Below are 15,545 nucleotides of genomic sequence, written 5' to 3' on the forward strand. Positions count from 1 at the left end.
GCCGAATCGGCCCATACCTACACCCGGACCACCGGAGGAGACAGACATGACCCCTGACATCGGCAGCTTCGACATGCCGAAGGCCGAAGCCACTTACAGCAAGATCACGCGGCGGCTTATTCCGTTCCTGTTCCTGTGTTACGTGTTCGCGTTTCTCGACCGCATCAACATCGGGATTGCGCAACTGGACATGAAGCATGACGTGGGCTTCAGCGATCTCACGTACAGCGTGGGGGCGGGCATCTTTTTTCTCGGCTATGTGCTGATGGAAGTGCCGAGCAATTTGCTGCTCGCGCGTATCGGCGTGAAGCGGACGTTCTCGCGCATCATGATTCTCTGGGGATTGATCGCGGCGGGCACGGCGTTCGTGACGCTGCCTTCACATCTCTACACGGTGCGCTTTCTGCTCGGGCTGGCCGAAGCGGGACTGTATCCGGGCGTGATCTTCTATCTCACGCGCTGGTATCCGGTCGAGCGGCGCGCCAAGGTCATCGCGTTGTTCACGTGCGCGACGGGCATTGCAGGCCTGTTCGGCGGGCCGCTGTCGGGCGCGTTGATGACCTACTTCAACGGCTATTTCGGCCTGCACGGCTGGCAGTGGATGTTCATCGTGCAAGGCTTGCCAGCGAGCGTGCTGGGCGTGGTCGCGTTCTTCTTTCTCGATGACGGCCCGCAGCAGGCGAAGTGGCTCACGGAAAGCGAAAAGGCCGTCGTGCTCGCGGATATCCGCAAGAGTTCGAGCGTGACGGCCAAGCACACGGAGCACACCTTCGCGCGCGCGCTCAGAGATTTTCGCGTGTACGTGATGGGATTCGTGTGGTTCACGCAGATCGCGGGCGTGTTCGCCATCGGCTTCTGGCTGCCGACGCTCATCAAGAGCGCGGGCGTGTCGAGCGCGTTGCAGATCGGCTGCTATTCCGCGATTCCGTACTTCGTGAGCTGGGTCGCGCTCATCCTGCTGAACCGTCATTCGGATCGCACGATGGAGCGCCGCTGGCATTGCGCCATCGCGATGATTTTCGGTGCGGCGGGGCTCGTGGTCGCGGGCTTCACGACGGGGAATCTCGCGTTGTCGCTCGTTGCGCTGTCGGTGGCGACGGCGGGCATTCTCGCGCCGAATCCGCTCATCTGGGCGATTTCGACGGATTACATTCGCGGCAGCGGCGCGGCGGGTGGCGTGGCGGTCATCAACTGCGTCGGTCTGCTCGGCGGCTTCGTCAGCCCGATGATTATCGGCTCGATCAAGACGATGACGCACAGCATGACGGGCGGACTCGGCGCGATTGCGTGTCTGATGGTGCTCGGCGCCATCGCGGCGGTGAAGTTCGCGCCGTCCACGTCGGCTGTCCTCGTCGATGAAACGCGCGCGAACGAAGGCGGCGAACGCGTGGCGGATGCCACCATCTGAAGGAGAAAAAATGAAGGAAGCGGCAATCCAGATTCGTGAGGTCGGTCTGCGTGACGGCCTGCAAATGGTGCGCACCATTCTCACGGCGGAACAGAAACTCGAATGGTGCGCGCGCATGGTCGATGCGGGCGTGACCGATATCGAAGTCACGTCTTTCGTGCCGCCGAAGATCGTGCCGCAATTCGCCGATGCAAGCGAGGTGGCGGCGGGCGCGCTGGCCATCGATGGACTGTGCGCGGCGGCGTTGGTGCCGAACCTGAAGGGCGCGCAACGGGCCTTCGATGTCGGTTTGAACAAGGTGCACTACGTGCTGTCCGCGAGCAACGAGCACAACCTCAAGAACGTGCGGCGCAGCACGGCGGAATCGGTCGAGGATTTTGTGCGGATCGCGGCGGCGCGCGATGAACTCGACCGGCGCGTTGCGTTGGGCGCGGGCGTGGCGACGGCTTTCGGCTGCACGATTGCGGGCGAGGTCGATGAAGGCATCGTGCTCGGATTGGTGGAGGCGCTGATCGAGGCGGGCGCGCAGGAGATCACTATCGCGGATACAGTCGGTTATGCGAATCCCGCGCAGGTGTATGCGTTGATGCGTCAGGTTGTGGCGCTGGCGGGCGCGCTGCCCGTGGCGTGTCATTTTCACGATACGCGTGGTTTAGGGCTTGCCAATGTGATGGCTGCGCTCGATGCAGGTGTGCGGGCGTTTGATGCATCGCTGGGCGGTCTTGGTGGATGTCCGTTTGCGCCTAATGCTACCGGCAATATCAATACGGAAGATACGGTGTTTATGCTGGAGGCGCAGGGTATGGCTACGGGGATTGATATCGGGAAGTTGTTGGGGGTGCGGGAGATGATTGCGGCTTGGCTGCCGGGGGAGCCTTTTACGGGGGCTATTGCGCGGGCGGGGTTGCCGAAGACGTTTCGGCGGATGCCTGAGCCATCTTTGGCTTTGTGAGGTTTAGGTTGTTGTTTTGTCGTGCAAGGGGCTTTTCTTGTTGGTGTTGTTTATGCAGTAGCCGCCTCCCCGGCGGGGGGGTAACTTTCTTTGCTGCTGCAAAGAAAGTCACCAAAGAAAGCAGCTTTTTACCCCATGCTCGATGGCTGGAGAGGGTGGTCTGGATTAATCGATGCAGTGGCCGCAATAGGACTTGCCACGCATAACGAGCCGCTTAGGCAACCTGGCGGTTTCGCGCTCGAATCCTTTGGTCTTAGTGGACCGCAGTCATTGTTTCGGCCATGCGCTTCGCGCGCCGAGAGCTTTAGAACGGAATCCCGCAGCGTATCAGCGCCCAGCCACATCACACCGCATCGCACCTCTCCCATTGGGTCCTACCTTGGTAAGCGCTTCTGGGCAAAGCGCACACACCAACGCAATTCACCTTTTAGTCGGAGCACTAACCACGGTAGGGCCGAATAGCAATCTTACGGGGAAGCGTGATGTGGCTGGGCGCTGATAGGCTGCGGGATTCCGTTCTTACGTTCTCGGCGCGCGCAGCGCATGGCCGAATGAATGAATGCGGTCCACTAAGCGTTGATTACTCAAGCACGCAATCGCGAGGTTGCCTAAGCGGCTTGTTATGCGTGGAAAGTCCTATTGCGGCCACTGCATCCGTTAATCCAGACCAACACTCTCCAGCCATCGTGCATGGGGTAAAAAGCTGCTTTCTTTGGTGACTTTCTTTGCAGCAGCAAAGAAAGTTACCCCCCCGCCGGGGAGGCGGCTACTGCAATAAAGACACAACCAGAAGCAGCCCTTTGCACGCAAGAAAAAAACACCGCCCGATAGCCCGACTATCGCCCCATCCGCTCCAAAAAATCCACGAGCAAATCCGGCGCAAGAACCATCGCATCGTGTCCCGTATCGATCGTCTCCCAGTCCCAACCGGGCAATGCTTTAACGCGTTCGCGCACAGGCGCAAGCGTCTCATACGACGGATTCACGCAATGCACATACGTACACGGCAACCCATTCCCAAGCGGATGCCGCAACACAAGCGGCGTGGTATAGCTCGCCAAAGGATGCGGCGTAAGCCGTCGACGCACCCATTCCGCTTGCGGATGATCCTCGGGAATGCCAGTGCCCTTCAGCCCGTTGACGGGCATGGCGAGCTTCTGACCACTCGATGCCACGGATTCCATGCGCTCGCGCACAACATCCGGCGGCAGCACATCGAACGCGGCCTGACCGTTCTCGACAAGCAATGCATCGAGAAAAACGAGCGAACGTATTGCTTGCGGCACACGGTCCGCGACACCCGAAGCCACCAGTCCGCCGAAGCTGTGACCCACCATCACAACGTCCGAAAGTTCTTCAGCCTCGATCAGATTCACAATGTCCTCGATGCAAACATCGAGCGATGTCGCCGCCGCCAGCAGATGCCGCTTCTCGCCGAGACCCGTCATCGTCGGGGCAAACGCGCGATGGCCGCGCGCGCGCAGTTCATCTGCTACATAACGCCAGCACCATCCACCATGCCATGCGCCGTGAATGAGGACAAAGGTTGATTCATGCATCGATGCGGACTCCGATTAAGTTAGCGTTACGTTCGCTGCATTCTCCGATGCGCGCCGCGCCGCTTCGATACTGGTTATCACCGATATAACTCAGTCGTCTCACCTGATCGGAAGGTTTCATTAGCTGCGTGGCCCGATGAATCTTTACACTGAATCGGTCCACGATCCGCATGGCAGCCGCCGATCGAAAGAGACGCGATCGAACGAAGGAGACATCAGTGAATCAGACCTTTGTTGAACCCGAGCCGGCGGCATCCGGCGAGACGCTCGATGTGGCGACGTCCAGCGCGCAGGAAAGGGCGCTCTATCTGCGCGTGACGCTTCGAATCGTGCCGTTGCTGTTTGCGTGCTATGTCGTGGCGTTTCTCGACCGCATCAACGTGGGATTCGCCAAATTGCAAATGCAGGACGCGTTAGGTTTCAGCGATAGCGTGTATGGTCTCGGTGCAGGAATCTTCTTTCTTTCGTATTGCCTGCTCGAAGTGCCGAGCGCCATGCTGCTCAGACGAATGGGCGCGAAGAAGACCATTGCGCGCATCATGATTTGCTGGGGTATCGTCGGCATGTGCACGGCGTTCGTGACCAGCGTGAATGAGTTTTACGCGGTCCGGTTGCTGCTCGGCGTCTTCGAAGCCGGGTTCTTTCCGGGCGTGATTTTCTATCTCAGTTCGTGGTTTCCGGAGAAGCGGCGCGGGGTCATCATCGCGTGCTTCATGGTCGGGTTTCCTGTCGCGGGGCTCGTGGGCGGTCCCGTGTCCGGCTGGGCGATGACGCAACTCGCGCACGTCGCCAACATGGCGGGATGGCAATGGCTGTATATCGTCGAGGCGCTGCCTGCGGTGGCGCTCGGTCTCGTGACCTTGTTCGTGCTGGACGACAACATCGACAAGGCAAAATGGCTGAGCGATGCCGAAAAGCAAATGCTGCGCGATGGCTTTCGCATCGAAACCGAACGCAAGCGCACGAGCGATCACGTCGGACACGGCAGATTCGCCGATGCATTGTCGGACCCGAAGGTCTACATGCTTGCGTTCATCGATTTCGCCTTCGTTTGCGGAACCTATTCGGTGACATTCTGGCTTCCCACTGTCATGAAGGATTCGGGCATATCGAATCTTTCTCAACTGGGATGGCTTTCGACCATTCCCTATGCCATGGGCGCCATCGGCATGGTCGCGATCAGCCGCAGTTCCGACCGCATGCTCGAACGCCGCTGGCATGCGGCGGCGGCGGGAATTGTCGGTGCGGTGGCGTTGCTGCTCGTGTCGCATCCCACCAATTCGCCGGCCTTGACCGTTGGCCTGCTTACCGTGGCGTGCGTCGGCATCTTCGCGACCAATGTGCTGATTTGGTCGCTTGCCGCCGATTATCTGCATGGCTCGCCTGTGGCTGCCGCTAGCATTGCGTTTGTGAATTGCATCGGATTGCTGAGCGGATTTTGCAGCCCGTTCGTGATCGGCTGGCTCAAGACCGCGACGGGCACGCTGGTAAGTGGACTCTATGTGATGACCGCCGTGCTCGTGCTGGGAATCATCGTCATGCTCTTGGGATTCAGGCCGAACGCGAAAAAACCGGTTTGATCTTTTAATACGAAGGCTTGAACAACACTCATGCACAAGATCGCCATTCTCGATGATTACCAGAACACGTCGCTTAAATTCGGCGACTGGAACGCGTTGCGGGACCGCGCCGAGATCACCGTCTTCACCGATCATCTGGACGACGAAGAATCGTTGATCGAACGCCTGCAACCCTTCGACATTCTGTGCGTGATGCGCGAGCGGACCTGGTTTCCGCGCAGCGTTCTTTCGAAGCTCGGAAATTTAAAACTGCTGGCAAGCACGGGGCCGTGGAATGCGGCTATCGATATCGAAGCGGCGGACGAACTCGGTATCACGGTGTGCGGAACAGCGGCGTCGCTGACGGCGGCGGCGGAGCATACGTGGGCGCTCATTCTTGCGGCGGCGCGGCGCATTCCGAGCGAGGTGAAATCGTTTCGGGAAGGAGGCTGGCAAGTGTCCGTCGGACTCGATCTTCATGGCAAGACCATCGGATTGCTCGGGCTCGGCTATTCCGGCAGCGTGACCGCGCGTGTGGCGCAGGCATTCGGCATGAAGACGATCGCGTGGAGCCAGAACATGACGGCGGAATCCGCGGCGAAACATGGCGCGGCTTATGTCAGCAAGGAGGAATTGCTGGCGCAAAGCGACATTCTTTCCATTCACGTGCGCTTGTCCGGGCGAACGAAGGATTTGATCGGCGCCAAAGAACTCGCGACCATGAAGCCTCACGCGCTGCTGGTGAACACGGCACGCGGACCGATAGTGAATGAGCAGGCGTTGATCGAGGCATTGCATCAAGGAAAAATCGCAGGCGCGGCGCTCGATGTGTACGACATCGAGCCTTTGCCTGCCGGACATCCGTTCCGGTCCATGGAAAATGTGATTGCGACCGGTCATGTGGGTTACGTGACGGAGGACTCGTATGCCATTTACTACGGAGAGTCGGTTGAAAACATCATCGCGTGGATCGAAGGAAAACCGGTACGGGTGCTGACTGGCGAGCAGCGGGAAATTGCTTACGAGCGGTCGGTCCAAAAGTAACGACCACTTTTCTCAGACCGCGATCCGCACGACTTCCGCCAGCAAATCTTCATGCAGCCCGCGCAAGACGCCGACAAACGCGGATGCCAGCCGCTCTCTCGGCCGATGCGGCGGAAACAGCAAATACGTCGGAAATAGAATCTTCGGCACGAACCGCCGGATGGCGATATCCGGTCCCGCATAATCCCTCGCGACGATAGGATGCGCGAGCGTCACGCCCATTCCATGCCGCACCATCTCGCAGCACATCGCGGTGTATTGCGCCTCGATCGCGAGCACGCGCTGCACGCCCGCGCGCTGGAAGACTTCATCCATCAGCGTGCGCGTGCCATCGCCATGACAAAGCGAAATGAACGGCTCGCCTTCGAGATCCTCCGGCTTGATGCTGCGCTTCGCCGCCAGCCGATGCGACGCCGGCATCACGCACACCGCCGCGACATTCGATAACTGTTCGACTTCGCAATCCGAGGCCTCGCTCACATACACCGCCACGCCCAAATCGCAAAACTGCGAAGTGGTCCAGTGATTCACCGTGCCCGATGTATTCACATGCAGCGAGACGGTGACTTCGGGAAACAACTCCACGAAGCGCTTGATCGCGTGCGGCACGAGCGTCATGCCGGCTGAAGGCATGGCGGCGATGCGCAAACGGCCGCTGCCCAGATTGCGGATTTGCGCCGCCGCGTTCGCGAGCCCTTGCAAGCCGACGAACGCGCGCTCCACCTCACGGAAAAACGCCGTGCCTTCGCTCGTCGGAATCAGCCGCACGCCGATGCGCTGAAAGAGCTGCAAGTCCGTATCGCGTTCGAGCTGCGAAATTAAACGGCTCACGTTGGGCTGCGACGTGAACAGCGCCTTGGCGGCCGCCGTCATGGAGCCTGAAACCATGACGGCGCGAAAAGCCTCGATGTGCTTCAGATTCATGCGTGTTTTCCCCTAAGCATAAGCGCGTAATAGCCGGGCAACTCATATCATTCCTGCATAGGTTCGTATTTTATTCGTATTGGACGATATGGTTGTGGAGCGTGAGACTGCGATGTATCGACGGGCACGGAAGAACACGCCCGAACCACCCTCACATATACCGGTCTGGAGATCGTCGTCATGAAAAGCGCTTTCGTTCCGTCCCGTTTGGCTTTTGCGGTGCTTGGGCTGGCTTGCGCCGTCGGTGCGCACGCCGAAACCACGCTTTACGTCGCCAATGTCGGCGGATCGAACGAGCAACTCTATCGCCAGAAAATCATTCCGCCGTTCGAGAAAGCGCATGACGTGAAGATCGTCTACGTCGCGGGCAATTCGAGCGATACGCTCGCCAAGTTGCAGGCGCAGAAGGGTCATCAGCAGATCAATGTCGCGGTCATGGACGACGGCCCCATGTACCAGGCCATGCAGATGAACCTGTGCGCGAAGCTCGACGATGCGCCCGTCATGAAAGACGTCTATCCGCTCGCCAAGCTCGGGCCGACCGCGATCGGCGTGGGGATGGTGGCGACCGGCATCGGCTATAACGAGGAGGCTTTCAAAAAGGCCGGACTGCCGCCGCCGGATTCGTGGAAGGCGCTCACGGACAAGCGCATCAAGGGCAAGCTCGGCGTGCCGCCGATCACCAACACGTATGGCCTGCACACGCTCGTGATGCTGGCGCGGCTCTCGGGCGGCGGGGAAAAGAACATCGATCCGGGCTTCACGGAAATGACGAAGGAAGTCGCGCCGAACGTGCTGTCGTGGGCGCCCACGCCCGGCGAGATGGACGGCCAGATGCAAGCAGGCGACGTGATTCTCGCGCCCTACGGCAGCGGTCGCGCCGTGGCGCTGCAAAACACGGGCTTTCCGCTCAAGTTCATCTACCCGAAGGAGGGCGCGGTGGCGTTGCAGGTGGCCGCGTGCGCCATCGCGGAGAACGCGCAGCCGCAGTTGTCGCAGCAGTTCGTGCAGTACCTCTTGACGCCGGAAGTGCAGGCCTTGCAGGCGCAGAACATCGGGCTGGGTCCGGTGAACAAGACAGTCAAGCTGACGCCGGAAGTGGCCGCGCGCGTGCCTTACGGTCCCGATCAAATCTCCAAACTCACGGCAATGGACTGGACCACGATCAACCAGCATCGCACCGAATGGACCGAGCGCTGGAACCGGTCGGTCGAGCGTTGAACCCCGCAACGATTCGATGAAGGAGCGACGCGCATGGCCTTCCTGACGCTGCAAGGCATTTCGAAACGCTACGGCGATTTCACCGCGATCGAACACCTCGATCTCGACGTGGAACGAGGCGAGCTACTGTCGCTGCTCGGGCCGTCCGGCTGCGGCAAGACCACGACATTGCAGATGGTCGCGGGCTTCGTCACGCCGAGCACGGGCCGCATTCTGCTCGACGGACGCGATATCACCGGCGTGCGGCCTGAAAAACGCGGCATCGGCGTGGTGTTTCAGAGTTATGCGTTGTTCCCTCACATGACGGTGGCGGGCAATGTCGGCTTCGGTCTGGAAATGCGCAAGGTCAAGCGCAAGGAACGCGAGGAACGCATCGAGGAAGCGCTGGCGCTCGTGCGTCTGAAGGGCCTCGGGCATCGCTATCCGAAGGAATTGTCGGGCGGGCAGCGGCAGCGCGTGGCGATCGCCCGCGCCATCGCCATGCAGCCCGAACTATTGCTGCTCGACGAACCCATGTCCAATCTCGATGCCAAGCTGCGCGAGGAAATGCACATCGAATTGCGCGCGATTCAGAAGCGCTTAGGTATCACGACCATTCTGGTCACGCACGATCAGGTCGAGGCGATGACCATGAGCGACCGCATCGCGGTGATGCACGGCGGCACCATCGCTCAACTGAGCACGCCGTTCGATGCCTACGAACGGCCCGCGACGCCGTTTGCATCGACCTTCCTTGGCCGCACGAATGCGTTCGCGGGTGAAGTGCTGCATCACAATCCGCGCTGCGCGGTGGTCGATGTCGCGGGCCGCGAGATGCACGTGCCGCACGAAGGCCGCCACGTGAACGGCGCGGTCAACGTGTATATCCGCCCGGAGAAAGTGCATCTGGCGAATGGCGCGCACGGCGATGTCCGCGTGCGCGGCCGGATCGCGACGCGCGTGTTCGTCGGCAATCAATGGCTGCTGGAAGTGGAAACCGAACTGGGCAAGCTGCGCGTGGCGCAGCCGAACCACGGCGCGCCGCCGCCCGAGGAAGGCGACGAAGTGGGTCTCGCCTGGACCGACGATGACCTGCGCGTGCTCGTGCAGGACGCGAAGGAGAACACGCATGGCCACGCTTGAGGATAGCCAGCCGGGCGCCGCGCCCTGGGTTTTATCGGCGCCCGCGTTGCTGTTGTTCGTGGCTCTCCTGCTCGTGCCGCTGCTGCTCACGTTGATGCTTTCGTTCCGCGTGTTCAGCGACACCGCAGGCGTGACCGCCGCCTACACGCTGAAAAATTATTGGGAAGTCCTGAGCGACCCGTATTACGGCACGATCTTCCTGCGCACGGCGGGCCTTGCCTTCGCGGTCACGCTGCTGTCCATCGTGCTCGGCGTGCCGGAAACCATCGTGCTCGCGCGCATGAAAAAGCCGTGGCAATCGCTGTGTCTGCTGATCGTGCTCGGGCCGTTGCTGATATCCGTCGTCGTGCGCACGCTCGGCTGGCAGATTCTGCTCGGCAACAACGGTGTCCTGAATAATTTGCTTCAGGCGCTTCATATCACGGACGAACCCATTCGCCTCGTCTTCACCATGACCGGCATGATCGTCGCGCTGACGCATGTGCTGGTGCCGTTCATGGTGATGTCCGTGTGGGCCACCATGCAGAAGCTCGATCCGCAAGTGGAATGGGCGGGCCGCTCGCTCGGCGCATCGCAGTTTGCGGTGTTCCGGCGCGTGGTGCTGCCGCAAATCATGCCGGGCGTGCTGTCTGGCTCGATCATTGTGTTCGCGCTGTCGGCGTCCGCGTTCGCCACGCCCGCGCTGATCGGCGGACGCCGCCTGAAAGTGGTCGCCACCGCCGCCTACGACGAATTCCTCGGCACGCTGAACTGGCCGCTCGGCGCGAGCATCGCCGTGTTGCTGCTGATCGCGAACGTGGCCATCGTGATGGGATGCAGCCGTCTGGCCGAACGCCGCTTCCGGCATATCTTCGACTGAGCGAGGACGCACGATCATGAACCGTAACGGCATTCTCGGCCTCGTCTATAACGCGCTGTTTTTGACGTTCATCATGGCGCCGCTCGCGGTGGTCATGCTTGTCGCCTTCACCGACAAAGGCTTCATCTCGATGCCCTTCGATGGCGCGTCGCTGCGCTGGTTCCGCGCGATCATCGAGAACGGCGACATCGTATCGGCCTTCTGGCTGTCGGTGCGGCTCGCGTTTGCAGCGGCGAGCATCGGCGTGCTGCTGGCGGTGCCGGCCGCGCTCGCCATCGCGCGTTATCGTTTTCCGGGACGCAGCGCGCTCACCAGCTTCTTCCTCTCGCCGATGATGATCCCCGCTGTCGTGCTCGGCATTGCGTTCCTGCGCTTTCTGTCGCTGCTGCATCTGTCGGGCTCGTTCTGGTCGCTGGTGTGCGCGCACGTCATCATCGTGTTGCCTTATGCGTTGCGGCTTGCGTTGTCGTCCGCCATCGGGCTCGATCGCGATGCGGAACGCGCGGCGCTTTCTTGTGGCGCGAGCCGCTTCACCGCGTTTCGCCGCGTCGTGCTGCCGATGATCCGCACCGGCGTGGCGGGCGGCTGGGTGCTTTCGTTCATCCAGAGCTTCGATGAACTGACCATGACCATTTTCGTCGCGACGCCCGGCACCACCACGCTGCCCGTGGCCATGTACAACCAGATCGCGCAGACGATCGATCCGCTGGTCGCCTCGGTGTCGGCGGTGCTGATCGTCGGCACGGTGTTGTTGATGATTCTGCTCGACCGCATGGTCGGACTCGACCGTATCCTGATCGGAGAAGCCCGATGATTTCATCCCCTTCCGCCAGCCCCGATGTGCTCGTGCTGGGCGGCGGCCTCGTCGGTTCGGCGGTGGCTTATGGCCTGGCCCGCGAAGGCGCGCGCGTGACCGTGCTCGACGAAGACGACGGCGGCTTTCGCGCCTCGCGCGGCAACTTCGGCCTCGTGTGGATTCAGGGCAAGGGCTATGGCCTGTCGCCCTATGCGCGATGGTCGCGCTCCTCCGCTACGCGCTGGCCCTCGCTCGCACAGGCCTTGCATGACGAAGCCCATATCGATGTCGCACTGCGTCAGCCCGGCGGCTTTCATTTCTGCTTCGACGATGCAGAACTCGCCGACCGCGAAATGCGCCTGTCGACGCTTCGAACCGAACTCGGCGACTACCCGTATCAGATGCTCGATGCCGCCGACGTTCGCGCGCGCATTCCGCAGATCGGGCCGGACGTGATCGGCGCGAGCTATTCGCCGATGGATGGCCATGTGAACCCGCTGAAGCTCTTGCGCGCGCTACATGTCGCGATGCAGGCGCGCGGCGTGAAGCTCGTTTCGGGCGAGCGCGCCGAACGCATCACGCCCGAATCGAACGGATTTGTCGTGCAGGGAAAACGCGGCACGTATCGCGCATCGCGTGTGGTGCTCGCGGCGGGACTGGGAAATCGCGTGCTCGCGCCGTTCGTCGGGCTCGATGCGCCGGTCGCGCCCAATCGCGGGCAAGTGCTGGTGAGCGAACGCGTCGCGCCGTTTCTCGATTACCCCACGCTCAACGTTCGTCAAACCGACGAAGGCAGCGTGCAGTTCGGCGACTCCATGGAAGAGGTCGGTTTCAACGACTTCACGACCACGCATGTACTCGCCGATATCGCGCGGCGTGGCGTGCGCGCGTTTCCCATGCTCAAACACGTGCGCCTCGTGCGCATGTGGGCCGCATTGCGCGTCTACAGCCCGGACGGCTTTCCGGTCTATGACCAGTCGCAAACGCATCCCGGTGCGTTCGTCGTGACGTGTCATAGCGGCGTGACGCTGGCGGCCGCGCATGCGCTGCGCATCGCACCGTGGATTCTCGGCGCACCGATTCCCGACGAATTGCCCAGCTTTTCGGCGCAACGCTTCGAGCGCGCGAAAGAACCGATCCTCGCACACTGAGTTCGACATGACTTCATCGACACACTCGCTTTTCAGACCGCTGGATGGGCCGGATGCCGCCACCATCGAAATCTCGTTCAACGGCAAGACGCTTTCGGTCCCGGGCGGGCGTTCGGTCGCGGCGGCGCTGCTCGCGGCGGGCGTCTCGCGCTTTCGTGCGACGCCGGTTTCAGGCGCCCCGCGCGCGCCTTATTGCATGATGGGCGTGTGTTTCGATTGCCTCGTCGAGATCGACGGCGTGCCGAGCCGTCAAAGCTGCATGGTCGATGTGCAGGCGGGCATGGTCATCCGCTCTCAGGAAGGCGCGCGCGATCTGCCGCCCTTCGCCGATGAAGACACGCGCACCGCACCGCTGGAGAACACTCATGGCCGCTGATTTCGCCACCGCAGAAGCCGTCGATGTGGTCGTGATCGGCGCGGGACCGGCGGGCATGAGCGCGGCCACGCGCACGGCGCGCGCGGGCCTGAAGACCGTGCTGATCGACGAACAGGGCGGCGTCGGCGGCCAGATTTATCGCGCCATCGAGCGTGCGGATGCGCGCCGCAAGGAGGTACTCGGTCCTGATTACGCGGCGGGGGCGGGCATTGCGCGGGCGTTCGCTGCATCGGGCGCGCGGCATATCACGAATGCGACCGTGTGGCAGATCACGCGCGAACGCGGCATCAACTATCTGAAGGATGGCAGGATCGGAAGTTTCGATGCGCAGCGCGTGATCCTCGCCAGCGGCGCGATGGAACGTCCTTTCCCGATTCCGGGCTGGACCTTGCCGGGCGTGCTCACTGCGGGCGCGGCGCAGATTCTCCTCAAGAGCGCGGGCGAAGTACCCGCCGCACCGCCGATACTCGCAGGCTGCGGGCCGCTGCTCTATCTGCTGGGCTGGCAATACGTGCGCGCGGGCGTGCCGATTCGCGCGCTCGTCGATACGACGCGGCACGAAGACCGCTGGCGCGCCAAGCGTCACATGCTTTCTGCCTTGCGCGCGTGGCCGTTCCTGTCGAAAGGCCTGCAACTGATGCGCACGCTGCGCGAGGCCGGCGTGCCGATGTTCGAAGCCGCCGACGATCTGCGCGTGGAAGCGGGCATGGGTTCGGATGGCGCCGAGCGCGCCGCCGCGCTGCATTTCACCACGCAGGGCGCGGCGCATCGGATCGAAGCCGATGTGATCTTGCTGCATCAGGGCGTGGTGCCGAATACGCAATTCACGCAGGCGCTGCGTGCATCGCACCGGTGGGACGATGCACAACTCTGCTTCACGCCGAAGACCGATGCTTGGGGCGAGCTGGACGTGCCCGGCATCTTTATCGCGGGCGATGGCGCGGGTATCGGCGGGGCGCAGGCGGCGGCCTTGCAGGGCACGCTGTCGGGTCTCGCGGTCGCCACGCAACTCGGCGCGACGGACATTGCTAAGCGCGATGCGGAAGCATTGGCCTATCGACGCGAACTCGCGAACGTCATGCGTATTCGGCCGTTTCTCGACACGCTGTATCGTCCGCGCGATGCGAACCGCATCCCGCGCGACGAAACGATCGTGTGCCGTTGCGAGGAAGTCACCGCAGGCGAATTGCGCAAGTTCGTCGAACTCGGCTGCGTCGGGCCGAATCAGGCGAAGTCGTTCGGACGCTGCGGCATGGGGCCGTGTCAGGGCCGCCTGTGCGGTCTTACGGTAACCGAAGTAATCGCGGATGCACGCCGCGTGTCGCCCGCCGAGGTCGGCTATTACCGCATTCGTCCGCCGATCAAGCCGCTCACGCTCGGAGAGCTTGCCGGTGAATGAGGCCCATGACATCACGCAAGCCGACGTGCTGGTGGTCGGCGGCGGCCTGCACGGCACGAGCAGCGCGTTTCATCTGGCGCGTCGTGGCGCGAAGGTCATCGTGCTGGAAGCGGATTACGTGGCGCGTCATGCGTCGGGCGTGAACGCAGGCGGCGTGCGCACGCTCGGACGGCCGCTGCCGGAGATACCGCTCGCGCTCATGTCCCGTGAAATCTGGCACAACATGGCGGATGTGATCGGCGAGGACGGCGGCTTCGTTTCATCGGGTCAACTGAAGATCGCCGAAACCGACGATGAACTCGAAACGTGCAGGCAACGCGTCGCGTTGCTCGAATCGCATGGCTTCACGCACGAGAAAGTGATCGACCGCGAGACCGTGCTCGAACTGGAACCCGCGCTGGCGAAGCACGTCACGGGTGGAATCTGGGTCGAGCGGGATGGCTTTGCGCTGCCGTATCGCACGACGACGGCATTTCGCCTTGCCGCGCAAAAGCTCGGCGCGCGCTTTTACGAAGGCACGCCGGTGCGCCGTATCGAACAGCGTGGCACGCGCTGGTTTGCGATCACGCCGCACGGCACGTTCAGCGCGGACAAGCTGCTTGTCACGGCGGGCGCGTGGTCGGGTGAACTCGCGAAGCAGGTGGGCGAGCCGGTTCCCGTGCATCCCGAAGGACTGATGCTGATGGTCACGCATCGCGTCGCGCCGTTTTGCCGCGCGACGCTCGGCGCGACCGGCAGGCCGCTGTCGTTCAAGCAGTTCGATAACGGCACGGTTGTCATCGGCGGGAAGTTGATCGGGATTGCCGAGCTTGCGAACCGTCACGGCGAAGTGGATTTCGTGCGGCTCGTGCGCAGCGCGCGGACCGTGACCGACTTGTTTCCGCATCTGCGCCGTCTCGGCGTGAATCGCGCATGGGCCGGTGTCGAAGCCTTCACGGAAGATGAATTGCCGGTGATCTCCGCGAGCCGCAAGGCGTCGAACTTGTATTACTCATTCGGCTATTGCGGCAGCGGGTTTCAACTCGGACCGGGCTGCGGCAAGCTCGTGTCCGAACTCATGCTGGATGGAACACCTTCACTTTCGCTCGATGCTTTTGCCATCGACCGCTTCGGCGGCAATGCATCGGCTTCCGGTCATGTTGACTCGCAACTGGCCGTTCATTGATCTTGTTCAC

At 62.0% G+C, this 15,545-nt stretch carries 14 protein-coding genes; 12 read left to right on the forward strand and 2 right to left on the reverse strand.

Annotation, left to right across the window (positions count from 1 at the left end):
• Positions 1-46: 46 nt before the first annotated feature.
• Positions 47-1,408, forward strand: coding sequence for an MFS transporter (locus tag ACZCWR_RS35430; RefSeq protein WP_487306933.1), 1,362 nt, complete (start codon positions 47-49; stop codon positions 1,406-1,408).
• 10 nt (positions 1,409-1,418) lie between these two features.
• A complete protein-coding gene (locus ACZCWR_RS35435; RefSeq protein ID WP_487306934.1) occupies positions 1,419-2,360 on the forward strand; it encodes a hydroxymethylglutaryl-CoA lyase in 942 nt (313 codons plus the stop codon).
• Positions 2,361-3,196: 836 nt separating this feature from the next.
• Here ACZCWR_RS35435 and ACZCWR_RS35440 read toward each other — a convergent pair.
• Positions 3,197-3,919 carry an alpha/beta fold hydrolase gene (locus tag ACZCWR_RS35440; protein WP_487306935.1) on the reverse strand — a complete coding sequence of 241 codons (723 nt, stop codon included), beginning with the start codon at positions 3,917-3,919 and terminating at the stop codon, positions 3,197-3,199.
• Between the two features lie 218 nt (positions 3,920-4,137).
• Here ACZCWR_RS35440 and ACZCWR_RS35445 point away from each other — a divergent pair, with 218 nt between their 5' ends.
• Positions 4,138-5,499 (forward strand): MFS transporter, encoded by a 1,362-nt coding sequence (locus tag ACZCWR_RS35445; protein ID WP_487306936.1) that lies wholly within the window; start codon positions 4,138-4,140, stop codon positions 5,497-5,499.
• Positions 5,500-5,529: 30 nt separating this feature from the next.
• Positions 5,530-6,522 carry a D-2-hydroxyacid dehydrogenase family protein gene (locus ACZCWR_RS35450; protein ID WP_487306937.1) on the forward strand — a complete coding sequence of 331 codons (993 nt, stop codon included), beginning with the start codon at positions 5,530-5,532 and terminating at the stop codon, positions 6,520-6,522.
• A 12-nt stretch (positions 6,523-6,534) separates the two neighbouring features.
• On the opposite strand, the gene ACZCWR_RS35455 is transcribed toward ACZCWR_RS35450, so the two are convergent.
• Positions 6,535-7,446, reverse strand: coding sequence for a LysR substrate-binding domain-containing protein (locus ACZCWR_RS35455; protein ID WP_487306938.1), 912 nt, complete (start codon positions 7,444-7,446; stop codon positions 6,535-6,537).
• Between the two features lie 180 nt (positions 7,447-7,626).
• Here ACZCWR_RS35455 and ACZCWR_RS35460 point away from each other — a divergent pair, with 180 nt between their 5' ends.
• The 8 genes from ACZCWR_RS35460 to ACZCWR_RS35495 are packed head-to-tail and all read left to right on the forward strand — an operon-like array spanning position 7,627 to position 15,535.
• Positions 7,627-8,667, forward strand: a complete 1,041-nt coding sequence (locus ACZCWR_RS35460; protein ID WP_487306939.1) for an ABC transporter substrate-binding protein — start codon at positions 7,627-7,629, stop codon at positions 8,665-8,667.
• 33 nt (positions 8,668-8,700) lie between these two features.
• Positions 8,701-9,789 carry an ABC transporter ATP-binding protein gene (locus tag ACZCWR_RS35465; RefSeq protein WP_487306940.1) on the forward strand — a complete coding sequence of 363 codons (1,089 nt, stop codon included), beginning with the start codon at positions 8,701-8,703 and terminating at the stop codon, positions 9,787-9,789.
• On the forward strand, positions 9,776-10,648 hold the full coding sequence (locus ACZCWR_RS35470; RefSeq protein ID WP_487306941.1) for an ABC transporter permease: 873 nt from the start codon (positions 9,776-9,778) through the stop codon (positions 10,646-10,648). The genes ACZCWR_RS35465 and ACZCWR_RS35470 overlap by 14 nt, the downstream gene beginning before the upstream one ends.
• A gap of 16 nt (positions 10,649-10,664) precedes the next feature.
• Positions 10,665-11,462, forward strand: a complete 798-nt coding sequence (locus ACZCWR_RS35475) for an ABC transporter permease (RefSeq protein ID WP_487306942.1) — start codon at positions 10,665-10,667, stop codon at positions 11,460-11,462.
• The gene (locus ACZCWR_RS35480; RefSeq protein WP_487306943.1) at positions 11,459-12,595 is read left to right on the forward strand and encodes an NAD(P)/FAD-dependent oxidoreductase; all 1,137 of its coding nucleotides are present in this window, start codon (positions 11,459-11,461) and stop codon (positions 12,593-12,595) included. Before ACZCWR_RS35475 ends, ACZCWR_RS35480 begins: the two co-directional genes overlap by 4 nt.
• A 7-nt stretch (positions 12,596-12,602) precedes the next feature.
• On the forward strand, positions 12,603-12,971 hold the full coding sequence (locus ACZCWR_RS35485; protein WP_487306944.1) for a (2Fe-2S)-binding protein: 369 nt from the start codon (positions 12,603-12,605) through the stop codon (positions 12,969-12,971).
• Entirely contained in the window at positions 12,961-14,370 is a 1,410-nt protein-coding gene (locus ACZCWR_RS35490) for an FAD-dependent oxidoreductase (protein ID WP_487306945.1), read from the forward strand. Before ACZCWR_RS35485 ends, ACZCWR_RS35490 begins: the two co-directional genes overlap by 11 nt.
• Complete coding sequence (locus tag ACZCWR_RS35495; protein WP_487306946.1) at positions 14,363-15,535, forward strand: NAD(P)/FAD-dependent oxidoreductase; 1,173 nt, start codon at positions 14,363-14,365, stop codon at positions 15,533-15,535. Before ACZCWR_RS35490 ends, ACZCWR_RS35495 begins: the two co-directional genes overlap by 8 nt.
• The last annotated feature ends 10 nt before the right edge of the window (positions 15,536-15,545 follow it).

The sequence above is a fragment of the Caballeronia sp. A2-2 genome, assembly GCF_057612605.2.